The organism is Microtetraspora glauca (assembly GCF_040656155.1).
GTDB lineage: Bacteria > Actinomycetota > Actinomycetes > Streptosporangiales > Streptosporangiaceae > Microtetraspora > Microtetraspora glauca.
Map to the genome: position 1 here is coordinate 106,065 of NZ_JBFALK010000020.1, position 17,214 is coordinate 123,278.

Annotated in this window: 18 protein-coding genes and 1 pseudogene; 10 read left to right on the forward strand and 9 right to left on the reverse strand. The window is 71.8% G+C overall.

What is annotated here, in order from left to right:
• Nucleotides 1-17: 17 nt before the first annotated feature.
• Nucleotides 18-1,496, reverse strand: a complete 1,479-nt coding sequence (locus AB0I59_RS31430) for an APC family permease (RefSeq protein WP_358138611.1) — start codon at nt 1,494-1,496, stop codon at nt 18-20.
• A gap of 127 nt (nt 1,497-1,623) precedes the next feature.
• Here AB0I59_RS31430 and AB0I59_RS31435 point away from each other — a divergent pair, with 127 nt between their 5' ends.
• Nucleotides 1,624-2,196, forward strand: coding sequence for a MarR family winged helix-turn-helix transcriptional regulator (locus AB0I59_RS31435; protein WP_061258760.1), 573 nt, complete (start codon nt 1,624-1,626; stop codon nt 2,194-2,196).
• Between the two features lie 6 nt (nt 2,197-2,202).
• Here AB0I59_RS31435 and AB0I59_RS31440 read toward each other — a convergent pair whose 3' ends face one another.
• Nucleotides 2,203-2,901: a gamma-glutamyl-gamma-aminobutyrate hydrolase family protein gene (locus AB0I59_RS31440; RefSeq protein WP_358138614.1), complete on the reverse strand. Its 699-nt coding sequence runs from the start codon at nt 2,899-2,901 to the stop codon at nt 2,203-2,205.
• Between the two features lie 104 nt (nt 2,902-3,005).
• On the opposite strand from AB0I59_RS31440, the gene AB0I59_RS31445 reads away from it, so the two are divergent.
• The 5 genes from AB0I59_RS31445 to AB0I59_RS31465 are packed head-to-tail and all read left to right on the forward strand — an operon-like array spanning nt 3,006 to nt 7,653.
• Nucleotides 3,006-4,460, forward strand: coding sequence for an aldehyde dehydrogenase (locus tag AB0I59_RS31445; RefSeq protein ID WP_061258762.1), 1,455 nt, complete (start codon nt 3,006-3,008; stop codon nt 4,458-4,460).
• Nucleotides 4,453-5,394: a DODA-type extradiol aromatic ring-opening family dioxygenase gene (locus AB0I59_RS31450; RefSeq protein ID WP_358138616.1), complete on the forward strand. Its 942-nt coding sequence runs from the start codon at nt 4,453-4,455 to the stop codon at nt 5,392-5,394. The genes AB0I59_RS31445 and AB0I59_RS31450 overlap by 8 nt, the downstream gene beginning before the upstream one ends.
• Nucleotides 5,394-6,239: a fumarylacetoacetate hydrolase family protein gene (locus AB0I59_RS31455; protein WP_061258764.1), complete on the forward strand. Its 846-nt coding sequence runs from the start codon at nt 5,394-5,396 to the stop codon at nt 6,237-6,239. Before AB0I59_RS31450 ends, AB0I59_RS31455 begins: the two co-directional genes overlap by 1 nt.
• Nucleotides 6,240-6,268: 29 nt before the next feature.
• A complete protein-coding gene (locus AB0I59_RS31460; RefSeq protein WP_061258765.1) occupies nt 6,269-6,457 on the forward strand; it encodes a ferredoxin in 189 nt (62 codons plus the stop codon).
• Between the two features lie 5 nt (nt 6,458-6,462).
• Nucleotides 6,463-7,653, forward strand: a complete 1,191-nt coding sequence (locus AB0I59_RS31465) for an NAD(P)/FAD-dependent oxidoreductase (protein WP_358138618.1) — start codon at nt 6,463-6,465, stop codon at nt 7,651-7,653.
• Nucleotides 7,654-7,696: 43 nt separating this feature from the next.
• Here the strand turns inward: AB0I59_RS31465 and AB0I59_RS31470 are convergent, their stop codons facing one another.
• Genes AB0I59_RS31470 through AB0I59_RS31485 form a run of 4 tightly spaced genes read right to left on the reverse strand, consistent with a single transcriptional unit; the run spans nt 7,697 to nt 11,518 of the window.
• Nucleotides 7,697-8,974 (reverse strand): phosphoribosyltransferase family protein, encoded by a 1,278-nt coding sequence (locus AB0I59_RS31470; RefSeq protein ID WP_358138620.1) that lies wholly within the window; start codon nt 8,972-8,974, stop codon nt 7,697-7,699.
• 6 nt (nt 8,975-8,980) lie between these two features.
• Complete coding sequence (locus AB0I59_RS31475; protein WP_358138622.1) at nt 8,981-9,610, reverse strand: TetR/AcrR family transcriptional regulator; 630 nt, start codon at nt 9,608-9,610, stop codon at nt 8,981-8,983.
• A gap of 37 nt (nt 9,611-9,647) precedes the next feature.
• Nucleotides 9,648-10,391, reverse strand: coding sequence for an ABC transporter ATP-binding protein (locus AB0I59_RS31480; protein WP_358138624.1), 744 nt, complete (start codon nt 10,389-10,391; stop codon nt 9,648-9,650).
• A complete protein-coding gene (locus AB0I59_RS31485; RefSeq protein WP_358138626.1) occupies nt 10,388-11,518 on the reverse strand; it encodes an ABC transporter permease in 1,131 nt (376 codons plus the stop codon). The genes AB0I59_RS31480 and AB0I59_RS31485 overlap by 4 nt, the downstream gene beginning before the upstream one ends.
• A 130-nt stretch (nt 11,519-11,648) precedes the next feature.
• On the opposite strand from AB0I59_RS31485, the gene AB0I59_RS31490 reads away from it, so the two are divergent.
• Nucleotides 11,649-13,049 (forward strand): SWIM zinc finger family protein, encoded by a 1,401-nt coding sequence (locus AB0I59_RS31490; protein ID WP_358138628.1) that lies wholly within the window; start codon nt 11,649-11,651, stop codon nt 13,047-13,049.
• Here AB0I59_RS31490 and AB0I59_RS31495 read toward each other — a convergent pair.
• The 3 genes and pseudogenes from AB0I59_RS31495 to AB0I59_RS31505 all read right to left on the reverse strand — a co-directional run bounded on the left by AB0I59_RS31495 (nt 13,042) and on the right by AB0I59_RS31505 (nt 14,918).
• Nucleotides 13,042-13,533 (reverse strand): NUDIX hydrolase, encoded by a 492-nt coding sequence (locus AB0I59_RS31495; protein WP_358138630.1) that lies wholly within the window; start codon nt 13,531-13,533, stop codon nt 13,042-13,044. The genes AB0I59_RS31490 and AB0I59_RS31495 overlap by 8 nt on opposite strands.
• A complete protein-coding gene (locus AB0I59_RS31500) occupies nt 13,527-14,828 on the reverse strand; it encodes an SDR family NAD(P)-dependent oxidoreductase (protein ID WP_358138632.1) in 1,302 nt (433 codons plus the stop codon). The genes AB0I59_RS31495 and AB0I59_RS31500 overlap by 7 nt, the downstream gene beginning before the upstream one ends.
• Nucleotides 14,829-14,842: 14 nt before the next feature.
• Nucleotides 14,843-14,918, reverse strand: a pseudogene (locus AB0I59_RS31505).
• 83 nt (nt 14,919-15,001) lie between these two features.
• On the opposite strand from AB0I59_RS31505, the gene AB0I59_RS31510 reads away from it, so the two are divergent.
• From AB0I59_RS31510 to AB0I59_RS31520, 3 genes are all read left to right on the forward strand, one after another.
• Complete coding sequence (locus AB0I59_RS31510) at nt 15,002-15,625, forward strand: alpha-ketoglutarate-dependent dioxygenase AlkB (protein WP_358138634.1); 624 nt, start codon at nt 15,002-15,004, stop codon at nt 15,623-15,625.
• Between the two features lie 89 nt (nt 15,626-15,714).
• Entirely contained in the window at nt 15,715-16,269 is a 555-nt protein-coding gene (locus AB0I59_RS31515; RefSeq protein WP_358138636.1) for an RNA polymerase sigma factor, read from the forward strand.
• Nucleotides 16,266-17,180: a zf-HC2 domain-containing protein gene (locus tag AB0I59_RS31520; RefSeq protein ID WP_358138638.1), complete on the forward strand. Its 915-nt coding sequence runs from the start codon at nt 16,266-16,268 to the stop codon at nt 17,178-17,180. Before AB0I59_RS31515 ends, AB0I59_RS31520 begins: the two co-directional genes overlap by 4 nt.
• Nucleotides 17,181-17,214: the final 34 nt, after the last annotated feature.

The window sequence follows — 17,214 nt, forward strand, 5'->3', positions numbered from 1 at the left end:
TATTCATGTTCGGACCACTACTCCGCGGGAGGAGCGCCGTGACCGATCTGGGCGTAGGTCCGCGGGTTGCTCGTCTTGATCCACACGCCGTACCCGATGCCGATGACACCGGCGAGCAGGACGAGACCGGGGATCAGCCAGTTCAGCACCGAGCCGTCGGGGGTGCCGAGCAGCGCCTGGAAGTTGACCACCGCGAGCACCAGGATGACCGCGAGGGCGGCACTGGACAACACCGGAGCGACCACCCTGCTCCAGCCGTTCTCGCCCCGACCGTCCCGCCGGAAGTAGCCGATGACCGAGACCGAGGTGACAACGAGCAGCAGGATGACGCCGAGGGCGCCCAGGTTGGTGAACCAGTTGAACAGCGTGCCGGTCGGGTCGCCGCCGGACACGCCGAACAGCAGCACCACCGCGGCGGCGAAGATCGACTGGGTGAGCGAGCCCACGTACGGCGAGCCGTGGCTCGGGTGGGAGGCGCCCAGCTTGCCGGGGAGTACGCCCTCGCGGCCGAGCGCGAAGAAGTACCGGGCCACCGCGTTGTGGAACGACAGCAGCGCGGCGAACACGGCGGTCACCATGAAGACGTTGGCGATCGTGGAGAAGCCGGAGCCGAGGGTCTGCTCACCGAGGATGAACACCAGGTCGGTGGCCTTCTCGCCGGACTCGGCGACGATGTTGTCCACGCCGGTGCCCATCGACATCGCCCAGGCGGTGAAGGCGTAGAACAGACCGATCACCGCGACGGCGATGTAGGTGGCGCGGCTGACGGTCCGCTTGGGGTCGCGACACTCCTCGCTGTAGATCGCGCCGGACTCGAAGCCCATGAACGACGCCATCACCCAGCAGAACCCGGCGCCGACCGCTCCGGTGGTCAGCGCGCCCCAGGTGAACGGCTCGGCGGACAGGCCGGACGGCGCGTTGGAGACCTGGGCGAAGTCGAAGGCGAGCACGGTCAGGCTCTCGCAGATGAGCAGGACGGCCAGTACACGGGCGTTCAGGTCGATCCTGCGGTAGCCGAGGATCGCGATCAGCACCAGCGCGACCAGCGAGCACACCCACCACGGCACGTCCAGGCCGAAGTGCGCGCCGAGGAGCCCGGAGGCGGCCGCGCCGAACAGGCCGTACAGGCCGACCTGCATCGCGTTGTAGGCGACCAGCGCGACGAAGGAGGCGCCGACGCCTCCGACCCTGCCCAGGCCCTGGGCGATGTAGGAGTAGAACGCGCCGGCGTTGGAGATGTGCCGGCTCATCGCGGCGTACCCGACGGAGAAGACCGCGAGCACGGTGGCGAGCACCAGATAGATGAGGGGCACGCCGATCACCCCGGTGGTGCCGTAGCTCATGGGGAGGCCACCGGCGGCGACGGTCAGCGGGGAGGACGCGGCCACCACGAAGAAGACGATGTCCGGCACGCCGATACGACGGCGGGAGAGTTCGTGCGTGGCGGACTGTTCACCGGCCGAGAGCCGTCCGGTGGCGATTGCCTCATCGGCCATGGCAACCTTCCATATTGGGTGGATCGGGGTTCGTGGCGAGATCGTTTGCATACGTACGACCTGCCGTTTGGCGGATCGTACGTGTACAAATGAACTTGACGCAAGAGTTGACATGAAAGGAGCCGGGGTGCCCGCGCACTATTCGTTGTCGGAGACCGAGGAGGCGGTGAAGCGCCGCCTGGGAGAGATCCCCGTCCGGCGCGAGGCACTCGCCGCCGTCTCCAACCTGTATCGCGCGGCCGCCGCGGTCCGGCAGCATCTGGAGAACTCCGCGCTACGCTCGGCCGACCTCACCTGGAGCGCGTTCGTCGTGTTGTGGGTGGTATGGATCTGGGAGGAGATCGAGACCCGGCACGCCGCCGCCGAGGCGGGCATCTCCAAGGGCACGCTCACCGGCATCATCAAGACCCTGGAGTCGCGCGGCCTGGCGGAGCGCCGCCAGCATCCCGACGACGGCCGGCTGGCGCTGCTGCGGCTCACTCCCGAGGGCCTGGCCCTGATGGAGACGCTGTTCCCCGCGTTCAACGACGAGGAGTCGTTCGTGGTGGGCGCGCTCAAGGACGAGGAGTCGCTCCACCTCGCCGACACGCTGCGCCGCATCGTCACCCACCTGGAGGAGCACGGCGAGGAGCGGCGGGAGAACCTGCGTCGCGACTCCCCCGCCCCGCCGCGTCGCGGCGGCCGCCGCCGGTCGAGCTAGAGCCGGTCAGGCCGACCTGGCGGCCGTGACCAAGCCGTCGAAGACGCGCTGGTTGACGGGGTCGGTCGCCGCGGTGTCCTCGGGGTGCCACTGGACGCCCAGGAACCAGCCCGCCCCCGCGGCCCGCTCGGCGGCCTCGACCGTGCCGTCCTCCGCGTGGGCGGTGGCCACCAGGCCCTCCCCGAGCGACGACGCGCACTGGTGGTGGTAGCAGGACGCCTCCACCTTCTCCGCATCGGTCACCCGGGCGAGCAGCGAGTCCGGCCGTACGCGCACGGGGTGGACGAGGTGGCGGTGGTCCGGCTCCATGTGCTGGCGCAGCCGCCCGCCGAGGGCCACGTTGACGACCTGGAGCCCGCGGCAGATGGCCAGGGTGGGCAGGCCGGTGCGCAGCGCGTGCCGGGCCGCCGCGAGGTCGAAGGCGTCCTGCTCGGCGTCCACGTCGTAGACGCTCTCGTGCGCCGTGTCGTCGCCGTACGCCGAGGGGGCGAGGTCGCCGCCGCCGGGGAGCAGCAGCCCGTCCACGGCGGCCAACCGGCCCGCGGCCTCGTCCGCGCCCACGGGATGCATGAGGAAGGGCTCGCCGCCGGCGCGGTAGACGGCGTCGGCGAGCGCCCTCGCGGTCACCACTGCCGAGTAACGGAGCGCGGACGTGGTGGCGGCGAACCGTGAGGGAATCGCGATGATCGGCCGGCGATCGGGCATCCCAGTCTCCTTGCAGCTTGTTTGACTCCAAACGATACCGTCATATTGACTCGCCGCGAGAGCGCGACCTAAATTGTTTGGAACCAAACGACTTGGAGGGGCGGATGGCCACTGTCGGGGATGTCACGGTCCAGGAGGATCACTGGATCGGGGGCGAACGAGTCTCCTCACCTGCGACGTTCGACGATGTCTCGCCGATCGACGGACAGGTGATCGCGCGGGTCGCACGCGGCGGCGCGAAGGAGGCCGACGAGGCGGTCCGGGCCGCGACCAAAGCGTTCCCCGCGTGGGCGCGTACGAGCCGTGAGGAGCGGGCGCGTCTTCTGCACGCGATCGCCGACGGAGTCGAGAAGCGGCTGGACCAGCTCGCGATCGTGGAGACGACCGACAACGGCGCTCTGCTTCGTTCGCACCTGCGTGGTGTGATGCCCCGCGTGGCGCACAACTTCCGCTTCTTCGCCGACTGGCTGCTCGGCCTCGGGCACGACGACTTCGAGACCCGCGGGCACCGCAACCACGTCTCGTGGGACCCGGCCGGGGTGTGCGCCCTGATCACGCCGTGGAACGCGCCGCTCATGCTGGCCACCTGGAAGATCGCCCCCGCGCTCGCCGCCGGGGACACGGTCGTCCTGAAGCCGGCCGAGTGGTCGCCCCTCACCGCGTCGCTGCTGGCCGAGATCACCGCCGAGGCCGGGCTGCCCGACGGCGTGTTCAACGTCGTCCAGGGCTACGGCGAGGAGGTCGGCGCCCCCCTGGTCGCCCACCCCGACGTCCGCCGGATCAGCTTCACCGGATCGGTGCCCACCGCCCGGCACATCGCCCGGGCGGCGGCGGCCAACCTGACCCCGCTGTCCCTCGAACTCGGCGGCAAGTCCCCGCTGATCGTGTTCGCCGACGCCGACCTGGACCTGGCCGTGAACCTCGCGGTCGAGCAGTACGACAACGCCGGGCAGGTCTGCCTGGCCGGGACCCGGCTGCTGGTCGAGGAGAGCGTCGCCGCCGAGTTCACCGAGCGGTTCGTCGCCAAGGCGGCCACGCTCCGCCAGGGCGACCCGCGCGACCTCGCCACCGACATCGGCCCCAACATCCACCGCGAGCACGTCGAGCGGATCGACGGGTTCGTCCAGCGGGCCATCGCCGCCGGAGCCACGCCCGTCATCGGCGGCGGCCCCAACACCGACCTCGGCGGCCTCTACTACCGGCCCACCCTGTTCACCGGCGCGGCCGCGGACAGCGAGATCGTCAACGAGGAGGTCTTCGGACCGGTCCTCACGCTCCAGACGTTCCGTACCGAGGAGGAGGCCGTCGAGATGGCCAACTCCACCAGGTTCGGTCTGGCCGCCACCCTGGCGACGGGGTCGCGCGAGCGGGCCGACCGGGTCACCGAGCGTCTCGTCGCCGGCACCGTCTGGGTCAACTGCTTCTTCGTCCGCGACCTGCAGGCCCCGTTCGGCGGCGCGCGCCAGTCGGGCGTCGGCCGCGAGGGCGGCGACTGGAGCTTCGACTTCTACTGCGACGTCAAGAACACCGTCACCGCGCCGGGAGGCTGGAATGGGTGAAGTCGTCGGCGCGGGCATCCTCGCCCACGCCCCCACGATCATGCTGCCCCTTGAGGTCCGCAAGGAGCTCAACGAGGGCAAGGAGATCAGCATCGTCCCCGGGCTGCGGCGCCTGCGGGAGGAGGTCTTCGAGACCGTCGACTACGACACCGTGATCGTGCTCGACTCGCACTGGGCGACCACCGTGGAGTTCGTGGTCACCGCGCAGGACCGGCGTTCCGGGCTCTTCACCTCGGAGGAGCTCCCGCGCGGCATGTGCCGGATCCCCTACGACTTCGCCGGCGACCCCGAGCTGGCCCGCCTGATCGCGGCCCAGCAGGAGAAGCACGCCACCTGGATCACCGCGATCGACGACCACCACCTGCCGATCTTCTACGCCACGGTCAACCTGTGGAAGTACCTCGGCGTACCCGGCAAGCGGTGGATCTCGATCGGCATGTGCCAGACCGCCGAGACCGAGGACAACCTCCGGCTGGGCCGCGCGGTAGGCGACGCCATCGCGGCGAGCGACCGCAAGGTCCTGCTGATCGCCTCGGGCGCGTTCTCGCACACCTTCTGGCCGCTGCGTCAGCTCCGCGCCCACGAGTCCAGCGACCCGGTGCACGTCTTCTCCCCCGAGGCGCGTGCCGCGGACGAGGAGCGCATCGAGTGGATGCTGGCGGGCGACCACGCCCGCGTGCTCGACACGATGGAGGACTTCTACCGCTTCAAGCCCGAGGCGCGGTTCGGCCACTACCTGATGATGGCCGGGGCCCTCGGCGAGCACGACCTCATCGCGCCGGGACGGCTCTACAGCGACTACGAGAACGCCACGGGCACCGGTCAGGTGCACATCTGGTTCGACCGGCCGGAAAGCGGCTTCGCCGCTCCGCAGGCCACCGACAGCTCGGGCGACCCGTACCCCTACCCGTTCACCCTCGAAGGGACCCGTTGATGCCCGAGTACCGCAGGATCCTCCTGGACGGCGCCGCCACCCAGGTACGCCGAGAGGGTGACGAGCTGGTCAGCGCGGACGGCCGCGTGGTGGGCGTCGACGACGCCGTCCACCTGCCGCCGAGCGTGCCGAGCAAGATCGTCGCCGTCCACCTGAACCACCGCAGCCGGGTCGAGGAGTTCATGACCTCGCTGCCCCCGGCACCGACGTACTTCCACAAGCCGACCTCGTCGCTGAACGGCCACAAGGGCGCGATCGTCCGTCCCGAGCGGTGCAAGTACCTCAACTACGAGGGCGAGGTGGCCATCGTCATCGGCCGCACCGCGCGGGGCATCTCGCCCGAGGAGGCCGGGGACTACATCGCCGGCTACACCGTGGGCAACGACTACGGCCTGCACGACTTCCGCGACACTGACGCCGGATCGATGCTGCGGGTGAAGGGCTCCGACACGCTCTGCCCGCTCGGCCCCGGCCTGGTCACCGACTGGGACTTCCACGGCAAGCGGCTGCGCACGTACGTCAACGGCACGGTCGTGCAGGACGGCTCCACCGACGAGATGGAGTGGGACATGCACTACCTCGTCGCCGACATCGCCCGCACGATCACGCTCTACCCGGGCGACGTGCTGCTGTCGGGCACCCCGGCCAACTCGCGGCCGGTCCAGCCTGGCGACGTGGTCGAGGTCGAGGTCGAGGGCCTCGGCACGCTGACCAACCACATCGTCCAGGGCCCCGCCCCCATCCGTGACGACTGCGGCGCCCAGCCCACCGAGTCCGAGGAGGTCATCTCGACCACCTTCGGCGGTGACTGGGAGTTCCGCGGCATCCGCGCGCCCAAGCGCTAGGCCACACGCGTTAGAAGGAGTCAGTAAGCATGAAGGTCATCGTCGACATGGACGTCTGCAAGGACCACGGGCAGTGCGTCTTCTCCGCCCCCGAGGTCTTCCAGATCAACGAGAACGGCCGGCTGGTCTTCGAGGCCGAGCCCGACGAGTCGCTGCGCGACGCCGTCGAGGAGGCCGCCGACGTCTGCCCGCTCCAGGCCATCACGATCGAGGGCTGACGAACGTGGGCCAGCGCATCGTGATCGCGGGCGCCTCCATGGGCGGCCTGCGCGCGGCCGAGCGGCTGCGCGCCTCCGGATTCATGGGAGAAATCGTCGCCGTCGGCGACGAGACCCACATGCCCTACAACCGGCCGCCGCTCTCCAAGGAGGCACTCGCCTCCGAGGTGACCCACGAGGCGGTCGCGTTCCGGCTGCGCCCGGCCGTCGCCGACGTGACGTGGCGGCTCGGCGTCCGGATCGCCTCCGCCGACCTCGCGGCGGGAGCCGTACGGCTCGCGGACGGTGCCGAACTGGCCTACGACGGCCTGGTGATCGCCACCGGGATGCGGCCGCGACGGCTGCCCACGCCCGGCCCCGCGCTGGGCAGGCACGTCGTACGGACCCTTGAGGACGCCTGCGCGCTGCGCGGCGAGCTGGGCCCGGACGCCCGCGTGCTGGTCATCGGAGCAGGATTCATCGGATGCGAGGTCGCCGCGACGGCGCGGCTCCTCGGCGCCGACGTGACCGTGGTCGCGCCGGAGGCGGTGCCCATGCGGCGCCCGCTCGGCGACGACCTCGGCGCCGCGCTCCAGCGGCGGCACGAACGGCAGGGGATCCGCTTCCTGCTGGGCCGTACGGTAGCCGCGTTCCTCGGCGAGGACCGGGTCACCGGTGCCGAGCTGTCCGACGGCACCCGCCTCGACGCCAATGTCGTCGTCGAGGCGGTCGGTTCGGCCTCCAACACCGAGTGGCTGGACGGCAACGGCCTCGACCTGTCCGACGGTGTGCTGTGCGACAACGCGCTGCGCGTGGAGGGGCGGCCCGGGGTGGTGGCGGTGGGCGATGTGGCCCGCTTCCCCAACCCCCGCTACGACGGCGTGGCCCGGCGGGTCGAGCACTGGAGCATCCCGACCGACACGGCCAAGCGGGCCGCCGTCACGCTGATGACCGACCTCGGGCTGTCCGGGCACGACCCCGCGCCCTTCACGCCGCTGCCCACCTTCTGGAGCGACCAGTACGACCTGCGGATCCAGTCGTTCGGCGCCCCGGCGCTCGGCGGGGACGACATCCGCGTCCTGGAAGGCGACCTCGACGGTGAGGTCGTGGTCGGCTACCACCGCGACGGGGCGCTCGTCGGCGTCGTGATGATCGGCCTTCCGTCCGCCGTCGCCCGCTACCGCGCCGAGCTGATGCGCGGCCCCGCCGCCGCCTGAACCCGGAGAACCCCCTATGGCCACGCTCGACACGCGGGGATGATCAGCGACGCCTGAAGTGCTCGGCGAACCAGTCGCGCGCGAGCTCGGCGACGGCCTCGAGCGCGCCCGGTTCCTCGAACAGATGGGTCGCCCCCGGCACGATCCGTAGCTGGTTCTCGCAGCGGAGCCGCTGCTGGGCGGCCTGGTTCAGGCCGAGCACCACGTGGTCGTCGCCTCCGACGATGAGCAGGGTGGCCGCCCGAACGGCGGACAGCCGCTCGCCCGCGAGGTCCGGCCGTCCGCCGCGCGACACGATCGCCGCGACGTCGCCGTCAGGTTCCGCCGCCGCCCACAAGGCGGCGGCTGCTCCGGTGCTCGCCCCGAAGTACCCCACCGGCAGTCCAGCCGCCTCCGGCCGCTCCCGCAGCCAGCTCGTCACCGCCGCGAGCCGATCCGCCAGCAGCCGGATGTCGAACACGTTGGCCCGGTCGATCTCCTCCTCAGGGGTGAGCAGGTCGAACAGCAGCGTGCCCAGCCCCTCCCTGTTGAGCGCCGCCGCCACGTAGCGGTTGCGCGGGCTGTGCCTGCCGCTCCCGCTTCCGTGTACGAAGAGGACGATCCCCTGCGCCCCATCCGGTACGGCCAGCCGGCCCGCCAGCGGGACGCCCGCCGCGTCCACCTCGATCTCCCCGCTGAACCCCGGAGGATCCACGGCCCGGTGGAGCAGCTCGACCACCTGCTCATCGCTGGTCTGCGGAAAGTCGGAGTACCAGGCGCCGATCGCGTACAGGTCATGCGGGGCCTGGAGGCACACCACCTCATCAGCGTCCTTGCGCAGGCCCGCGATCGTGTCGGGAGCGCCGACCGGGACCGCCAGCACGACACGTTCCGCGCCCTGCGCCCGGGCGACCCGGCACGCCGCCCGCGCCGTCCCTCCGGTCGCCACCCCGTCGTCCACCACGATGACCGTGCGCCCCTTCAGCTCGACCCGGGGACGTCCCCCACGGAATCGGCCCCCGCGGCGGATCAGCTCCTCCCGCTCGGCCTCCTCCACCTTCGCCATCTGCTCCTTGGTGACGCCGGCGAGCCGTACGATCTCGGGGTTCAGCACGCGCACACCGCCCTCCCCGATGGCCCCGAACCCGAGTTCCGGCTGGTACGGCACGCCGAGCTTGCGCACCACGATCACGTCGAGCGGAGCGCCGAGGGCTCTGGCCACCTCGTACGCCACCACGACACCACCCCGGGGCAGCCCCACGACGACCGCGTCGGCACCGCTGAGCCGGTCCCGCAGCCGCTCGCCCAGGCGGGTCCCCGCGTCACGCCGGTCAGCGAACACGACCGCTCACCTCCCCACCGCGTGAGGTCCTTCCTTTCCGCCCTTCCCTGTCATCGGGGGCCGATGCATCAGGAAGGGGCCGAGTAGCTCCTCCGTACGGGCGTAGACGGGAGCGTGCTCCGCGCCCAGCTCGATCATGCGGGCGGCCTTGTTCACGACGGCGTTCACGAGTTCCGCGGTGGTGGCGGGATCCGGGAGTCCGAGGTCGGCGAGCGCGCCCACGAGCGGGCCGAGCAGTTCCTCATGCATGACCTTGCTGGTGCTGTCCAGTTTCTCGCCCGGGGCGATGCCGGCCAGGGCACGCGCGACCGCGTGCTCACCCTCCGCGACCAGGCGGAGGTTCGCGTCGACGTAGGCGAGCACCCGAGCGCCCGGCGTGGCGGCTGCCTCCATCGCGTCGGTGACCCGCTGGGACCACCGGGGGAAGGTGTCCTCGATGAGCGCGTAGAGCAGGTCCTCCCTCGACCGGAAGTACTGGTAGACCGACGAACGGGCGAGCCCGGCCCTGGCGCCGACCTCGGCCAGCCCCGGCGCCCGGCTCGCGTCCTCGGCGAGGATGGCCCGCGCGGCGTCGAGCAGGGCCCGCCGCTGGGTGGCGCGATGTTCCGCGACCGTGGGCGCGGTGATGCGCGGCACGGGCCCTCCTCGATCTCTCCGCGGCCCCCGGAGCCGGCTAGGCGGGAGCCGTCTGGTCGGACAGGCGTCCGTCGGTCATCTCCACGATCCGGTCGCAGTGGGCGAGCACGTCATGGTCGTGGGTGACCATCACGGTAGCAACCGCCGACCGCTTCGTCTCCCGCGCCAGCAGGGACACCACCTCATGGCTGCGGGCCCGGTCCAGCGCCGCCGTCGGCTCGTCGACGAGCAGCAGCGACGGCGTGGTCATCAGCGCCCGGGCGATGCCCACCCGCTGCCGCTCGCCGCCGGACAGCTGGTGCGGCCGGCGGTCGGCCTTGTGCGCCATGCCGACCTCCTCCAGCAGTTCGCGGGGTTCGCGCCGGGCGAGGTCGGCGCCTCGGGTCAGATGGGTGACCAGGCGGAGCTGGTCGAGCACGGTCAGCGCCGGCAACAGGTTGCCGGTCTGGAACACGAACCCGATGTGGTGACGGCGGTGGGCGGCACGCTCGGCCTCGCTCATCGCCCCGATGTCGCGCCCGTCGATCGTCACGGTTCCCTCGTCGGGTGCGGTGAGCGCTCCCGCGACCGCGAGCAGGCTGGACTTGCCGGCTCCTGAAGGGCCGACGACCGCGACGAACTCCCCGGGGCGTACGGCCAGGTCGACCGCGTCGAGCGCGGTGACGAGGCTGTCGCCGTCTCCGAGGCGCAGGGTCACCCCGGAGAGAGCGAGCCCGCTCCGCTCACCCGGCCCTCCGGGGTCCGTGGTGCTCGGGGAGGTGGTGGTGCCGGTGTGGTTCATCGGTGGCCTCCCAGCGCGGCCAGCGGGTCGACGGCGGCGACGCGGACGATGGCGGCGGCCGCGCCGACCAGTCCGAGCGCGACGAGCAGGGCGCTCGCGACGGCGACGGCGGACGCCTCGAGCAGGAACGGCATGGCTCCGCCGCTGATGAGGGCGCCGAGCCCGACACCGATCAGCACGCCCGCGGCGGTGGCGCCCAGCAGGACCACGAGCGCCTGGAACAGGCCGTCCCGCAGCATGTACGGCTTGGACGCGCCCATCGCCCGCAGCACGGCGAGCTCGTGCTTGCGCTGGATCGTCCACACGGTGAAGAACGCGCCGACCACCAGGGCGGAGATGGCGTAGAGGAAGACCTGGATGAGGTTCAGCGTCGACGTCTCGGCGGTGTAGCCGGGTGACGCGGCGAAGGACGCCGCGAGCGTGAGGGCGCTGGTGCCGGCGGCCTTGTCGCCCGCCGCGAGGTCGAGTGTCGTCTTGTCCTCGGCCTTCAGCGCGACCGCCGTCGCCTCCGTCAGCGTCTCCGGGCGTACCTGGTCGTCCGGGCCCGCGCCGGCGTGGATCCGCCGCCATGTGTCCAGCGGCACGAAGGCGACGTCGACGTGGCCGAAGGTGTACTGGTCGGCCGTCGCGCCGACGACGGTCAGCCGTGTCCCGATCCTGTCGAGAGTCACGGTGTCGCCGACGCGCAGACCGGCGTCGGTCGCGCTGGCGGACACGACGATGCCGTCGGGAGCCGAGAGCCCGCCGCCCTCGGCGGCGACCGGAGCGAGGAACGATCCGGGGGTCACTCCGAACAGGGCGAGGTCGATCGGCACGCCGCGGCTGCTGCGGGCGTTGACCAGGACGTTGCCGAACGGCTCCGCCTCCGCGACGCCCGGCCGTGCCTTCCACGCGTCCACCTGAGCGGTGTCGACCACGCTGCGCGAGAACGCGGCGTCGGTCTTGGTCCCCTCGTCGAAGGCGAACGCGGTCACCGGAAGGTTCTTCAACCCGGAGACGCCGTCGTTCACCAGGCCCGACGAGAGTCCGGACAGCAGGACCATCAGCACCGCGATGAGCGCGACCACACCTCCCATCAACGTGAAGCGGGCACGCGCGAACCGTAGTTCGCGCAACGCGAGAAACATTTCCACTCCTCCCTGGAACACCCAGGTTCCCGACACAATGTTGGGAACTATACCGACGCGATGTCGGGATGTTTCGGGACGGGTACGCGGGGGCCGCTAATTGTCGTAGGCGATCTCTACTGTCACCGCCATGACGAATGCCGTGCAGGCGTATTCCTACGCCGGACCCTCCATGCTCACCGAGGGCCACCTGGGGTTGTCGACGTCCGGAGGCAGGACCACCCGGGGTCTGCTTGAGCACCCCCGGTTCTTCAGCGGGGTGATCACCCAGGCGGCGCCCGCCGCAGGCGGCCTGCTCGCCGTGGCCGACGTGGCGCTGACCCGGTATCACCAGCCGCGTCCCGGGTGGACCCGCGACCCTGTGGTGACGTGTGACGGCGACCGGCTCAGGTTCGAGTCGTTCTCCGCGTGCGGAGGCGTGTACGCCCGGCTCGACATGCTGGCTCCCGCGCTGGACGGGGAGGTCGTCGATCGGGGCACGACCAACGTCGACGTCAACCTCCCCCTCCGGGAGGCGCTGGCCCGGGTGGGCGCCCGCGACCCGCTGCATCTCGGGGTCGGCCATGACGAGCTGACCGTCACCACGCTCGACGGCGCCGTCGTGGAGAAGAAGGTGCCCCTGCCCGAGCGGTGGTTGCGCGGCTTCGCCGAGGTCCAGGTCATCGCCTCGGGTTTCGATCTGCGCGCCGAGCTGGCCGGGCCGCACGCCGTACGGTTCCTGCGGGGCCTGCCGAAGAAGGCGAACACCACCGTGTGGGCGGTCCCGGCGGGACGGGAGCTGCGACTCACGAGCGCTCCCGCCCCCGGCGCGGTCTGCCTGGCGGGTCCGCACCGGCTCGCCACGATGCTGCCGCTGCTCCGCTTCGCCACGTCCCTGCGTGCGTACGGCCCGGCCGTGACGGCCGGGTCCCGGACGATGTCCGGCTCAGAGGTCGCCGCGAGCGCGTGGGAGCTGGAGCTGCCCGGCATGCGCTACACCCTGGCGATCTCGCCCGAGGCGTGGCGTGGTTTCTCCGGGGAGGGGGCCGTGCTCTCCGACCTGGCCACGGAGGAGGCCGCCGGGGACGCGGACGTGATCGGCATGCTGCTCAACTTCGAGCCCATCGTCGAAGTGGGGTTGCTCGCCGAGCGGTCGGGTCTGCCTCCGGCACGGGTGAAGGCCGCGCTGACCCAGCTCGGCGTCGCCGGGCGCGTGGGCTACGACCTGGCCGAGGCGGCCCACTTCCACCGTGAGCTGCCCTATGACCGCGACCACGTGCGCGCGCTCAACCCGCGGCTCGTCTCCGCCCGGGACCTGGTCGAGTCCGGTGCCGTGCGGGTGTCCGGGGACACCGCCGAGGTGACCTCGAACGGCGAGATCCGACGGGTACGGCTGAGCGACGGCTCGTGCACCTGCGCCTGGTGGTTCGATCACCGGGGGTCACGCGGTCCGTGCAAGCACGTCCTCGCCGCGCGGATCGTCGGCGCCCGCACCGCCACAGAGAAAGCCGCGACGGATCAGGGTGCCCTCACGGGACCTGCTCTCACGTGACCGGTGGATCGGCCGGGCCGTCCCAGGCGTGCAGCGCGAATGGCTTCCCCGCCACGATGGCCCGTATGGCGTCCGCCGGATAGGCGATCATGTCGGCGGGGAGGGCGTCGAGCGGCCACCAGGCGATCTCCGAGCACTTGTCCGGCTCCGCGTTGTACGGCTCGGGATCCCATGCGGCGGCCATGAAGAACAGCCCGACCCGGTCGGGCGCCCGGTGCATGACGTGGGCGAAGGCCAGGTCGTCCGGCCGGATCGTCACGCCGATCTCCTCGGCCGCCTCGCGCACCGCCGCGTCGACGACCGACTCCCCCGCCTCCAGGTGGCCGCTCGGCAGGTGCCACATGCCGTCGCCGTAGCCGGTACCGGCCCGGCGCCCGAGCAGTACGGAGCCGTCGCGGACGAGGAGCACGTGCACGTCGACGATGGCACGGAATCGGAGTTTGTCCGGCGTGCGCTCCGGGCCGAAGTCGCCGGGCGTCACCATGGCGCCTCCGCGTAGTCCTTGAGGAAGACCCCGTGCACCGGATCACCGGATTCACCGCGCAGGATCGGGTCGTAGACGCGTGCCGCCCCGTCGATCACGTCGAGCGGGGTCCTCCGGTCCAGCAGGTCACGCATCGGCACGGGGTTCTCGTCGGTGATCCACCCCGTATCCACGCTGCACAGGTAGATCCCCTCCTTCGCGAGGTCGGCGGCGCTGGTGCGGGTCAGCATGTTGAGCCCGGCCTTGGCCATGTTGGTGTGCGGGTGACGTCCGGTCTTGTTGGCGACGGTGAACTGCCCTTCGACCGCCGACACGTTGACGACGTAGCGGCGCGGAAACGGCGTCGCGCGCAGCAGCGGCAGCAACCGGTCGATCAGCAGGAACGGCGCCACCACGTTGACGAGCTGGACCTCCAGCAACTCGGCGGCGTCCACCTCGCCGATCCGCGCCGACCACGAGTTGCCCGCCGAGAGGTCGGGGAGGAGGCCGGACACATCCGGGAGGCCCGGGTCCGACCCCCGCGCGGCCGGAAGGGCATCGTCGACCGGTGTGAACCCCGGCGCCGCCCACGCTCCCGCCGGGAGCCCGCGCCGCTCGCCGTCCGTCAGTGCCGCGTACGCCGCGGGAGGGCGGCGGAGCGTCTGGGCGGCATTGTTGATCAGGATGTCCAGCGGCTCGCCCGCCGCGAGGAGGTGGTCGGTGAGGCTGATGACCTGGCGGGGGTCGCGCAGGTCGATCCCGACGATCCGGAGGCGGTCCGACCAGTCCCCGGTCTCGGCGAAACGCCGGGCCGCGTCGCGGGGGAAGCGGGTGGTCACCGTGACGTGGGCGCCGTCTCCGAGCAGCTTCAGCGCGACGTGATGGCCGATCTTGGCGCGTCCACCGGTGACCAGCGCCCGCCGTCCGGTGAGATCGGCGCGGGCCGTACGGCGGGCCTTGTTGAGCGTGGCGCACGGGGGGCAGAGCAGGTGATAGAAGCCGTCCACCTGGAAGAACCCGCCCTTGCAGACGTAGCACCTGCGCATGCGGCGAAGCCGTCCACCTGGCCCGGGATCGTCCACGACGGGGGCGTCTATCACGCGCTCCGCCGAGCCCATGGCGGTCGCGGCGAGCACGGCGGCGTCGGCCGCGATGGTGTCGCGCCTGCGAGCTCTCTTGCGCCGGCGCTGGCCGTCACGCACCAGGGCGAGGGCGGCGCGCTCGACCCGCACGCGTTCGGGGTCGTCCAGCGGACGGTCACGCACCTCGTCGATCAGCCGCAGCAGGGCGGCGACGCCGTCCCCATCCCCGCCCATTTCCCCTCCTCGCGTGGGCCCGGCCGGATTCGAACCGGCGTCCTCTCTCCCCCGTCGAAGGAGGCGCGACAACCGCTGCGCTACGGGCCCCAGGTGATGTTGATCGACAACCTAGCCGATAGATCATTTCATTGCCACCCATGATCGAACATGCGTTTGACTAAACTGGTGGGGTGATATTCCAGAGCTCGCTGCTGGACTGCGGCGACGAGATCGGACCCGGCCCCCTGGGAGCGTCGGTGAAGCGCGCGGTCCTGGACCATGGGGCGTGGATCGACGTCCGGCCGGGCTGGATCTCCGGCGCCGACACGCTGTTCGACCGGCTCGTCCACGTCGTGCCGTGGCATGCCGAGAAGCGGCAGATGTACGACCGGGTCGTCGACGTGCCCCGGTTGCTCTGCTTCTACGGCGAGGACCATCCCCTTCCCGATCCCGCGCTCGACGAGGCCAGGAAGGCACTGGACGCGCACTACGCCGACGAGCTCGGCGAGCCGTTCCGCACCGCCGGGCTGTGCCTGTACCGCGACGGCAGGGACAGCGTGGCCTGGCACGGCGACACCGTCGGGCGGGGTTCCACCGAGGACACGATGGTCGCGATCATCTCGATCGGGACACCGCGCGCCCTGCTGCTGCGCCCGCGCGGCGGCGGCCCGACGCTGCGCCACGACCTCGGCCACGGCGACCTCATCGTGATGGGCGGGAGCTGCCAGCGCACCTGGGAGCACGCCATCCCGAAGACCGCGCGGGTGGTCGGGGCCCGGATCAGCGTCCAGTTCCGCCCGCGCGGGGTTCGCTGACTCCGCACGGCCGTTCTCGCTGTGACCCGTACCACTCAGATTTCCCGGTTTTGCGGTGAACCCGCCGGTCCGGAACAGTACCCAGAAGGATGGACGACACCGACCCGGAGCTGCTGCGAGGCGTCGCCGCGGGAGACGAGCGGGCCTTCGAACACCTCTACAGGCGGCACGCCCCCGCGCTGCTGGCCTACGCCCAGGGGCTTCTCGGGGGCGAGCGCGGACCGGCCGAGGAGGCGCTCCAGGAGACGTTCGTGGCCGTGTGGCGCGGCGCGGGCTCCTTCGAGGGACGCTCGCTGGTACGCACCTGGTTGTTCGGTATCTGCCGCCGCCAGGCGCTCAAGCGCGTATCCGGTCGTCCGGCGGCCCTGCCGCTCCACGACGCGATGGACGTCCCCGCCTCGGACCCGGATCCGCAGGTCGTGGCGCTGGCCAGGGCCGACACGGCGGCGGTCGGGGCGGCGCTGGACACGCTGTCCCCGCTCCACCGCGAGGTCCTGGACCTCGCCTTCGCCGCCGAACTGTCACACGCGGAGATCGCGGAGGTGCTCGACGTCCCCGTCGGCACCGTGAAGAGCCGGTTGTTCAACGCCCGGGCCGTCCTGGCCAGGGCGCTGCCCGTCGTGGTCGAGGAGGCCGGGCGATGAGCCATCCCACAGACCTGCTGGCCGGTTACGCCGCCGGGGTGCTCCCCGGCGCCGAGGGCGTGTCGGTGTCCGCCCATCTGGAGGCGTGCCCGGCGTGCGCCGCCGAGGTCGAGTCATGGCGGCGGGTCGGCTCCGCCGTACGGGAACGCGCCGCCGGGGTGCCCGCGCCCGCACCCGCCCTCTTCGCCGCGATCCTCGGCCGCCTGGGCCATCCCGCCGCACGCGAGGACACGCGGGTGGCCGTGCCCCGCTTCACCGCCGAGATCGGCGGGCGGCCGCTCCGTCGCGCCCTCGGCGTGCTCGCCCGCCAGCGTGCCCTGATCGGCTGGCCCGTGTGGGCGCTGTCCGCGTCCGTCCTCGCGATCGGTACGGCACTGGCCGCGCTGGGGCCCGCCGGGTTCGCGGAACGGGTGCTCGGGACGGTCGTCCCGCTGGTCGCCGCGCTGGCCGTCGCGGGAGCGTGCGGATCGGATCGGGAACCGATCGGTGAGCTGGTGGCGGCCACGCCCACGTCGCCGAGGGCGGTGCTGCTCGCCCGGCTCACGCTGGTGCTCGGGACGACCGTCGCGGGCAGCCTCCTCGTCACCCTGGCCCTCCTGCCGCTGGCCCCCGGCGCGGGGATGCTCGGGCTCGCGGCGGCGTGGTTCGGCCCCCTTGTTCCGCTGTCGGCGCTGAGCTTCGCGCTGTCGGTGCTGTGGCGACCGTCCGCGGGTGTGGGTGCGGCGATGGCGCTGTGGGTGGTACGGGTGCTCGGCGCGACCGGTGAAATCGACAGGAACGTGCTGAGGGTCGTCGAGCCGCTGTGGGCGCCGGACGCCGGGGTGGTCGTGGGCGCCGCCGTACTCGTGGGGGTGACAGTGCTGCTGGCGCCACGCCTCTCGCACGGGCGGGTACGCCGGGCCGGTTTCTGATCCGCGCTTCCTTCTGACGCAGAAGAAGGTTCCG

What these genes read in the sequence shown, in the direction of transcription:
- AB0I59_RS31430 (WP_358138611.1), bottom strand. Translation starts at nt 1,496, where the DNA reads ATGGCCGATGAGGCAATCGCCACCGGACGGCTCTCGGCCGGTGAACAG.
- AB0I59_RS31440 (WP_358138614.1), bottom strand. Translation starts at nt 2,901, where the DNA reads ATGCCCGATCGCCGGCCGATCATCGCGATTCCCTCACGGTTCGCCGCC.
- AB0I59_RS31445 (WP_061258762.1), top strand. Translation starts at nt 3,006, where the DNA reads ATGGCCACTGTCGGGGATGTCACGGTCCAGGAGGATCACTGGATCGGG.
- AB0I59_RS31450 (WP_358138616.1), top strand. Translation starts at nt 4,453, where the DNA reads ATGGGTGAAGTCGTCGGCGCGGGCATCCTCGCCCACGCCCCCACGATC.
- AB0I59_RS31455 (WP_061258764.1), top strand. Translation starts at nt 5,394, where the DNA reads ATGCCCGAGTACCGCAGGATCCTCCTGGACGGCGCCGCCACCCAGGTA.
- AB0I59_RS31460 (WP_061258765.1), top strand. Translation starts at nt 6,269, where the DNA reads ATGAAGGTCATCGTCGACATGGACGTCTGCAAGGACCACGGGCAGTGC.
- AB0I59_RS31480 (WP_358138624.1), bottom strand. Translation starts at nt 10,391, where the DNA reads ATGAACCACACCGGCACCACCACCTCCCCGAGCACCACGGACCCCGGA.
- AB0I59_RS31485 (WP_358138626.1), bottom strand. Translation starts at nt 11,518, where the DNA reads ATGTTTCTCGCGTTGCGCGAACTACGGTTCGCGCGTGCCCGCTTCACG.
- AB0I59_RS31490 (WP_358138628.1), top strand. Translation starts at nt 11,649, where the DNA reads ATGACGAATGCCGTGCAGGCGTATTCCTACGCCGGACCCTCCATGCTC.
- AB0I59_RS31495 (WP_358138630.1), bottom strand. Translation starts at nt 13,533, where the DNA reads ATGGTGACGCCCGGCGACTTCGGCCCGGAGCGCACGCCGGACAAACTC.
- AB0I59_RS31500 (WP_358138632.1), bottom strand. Translation starts at nt 14,828, where the DNA reads ATGGGCGGGGATGGGGACGGCGTCGCCGCCCTGCTGCGGCTGATCGAC.
- AB0I59_RS31515 (WP_358138636.1), top strand. Translation starts at nt 15,715, where the DNA reads ATGGACGACACCGACCCGGAGCTGCTGCGAGGCGTCGCCGCGGGAGAC.
- AB0I59_RS31520 (WP_358138638.1), top strand. Translation starts at nt 16,266, where the DNA reads ATGAGCCATCCCACAGACCTGCTGGCCGGTTACGCCGCCGGGGTGCTC.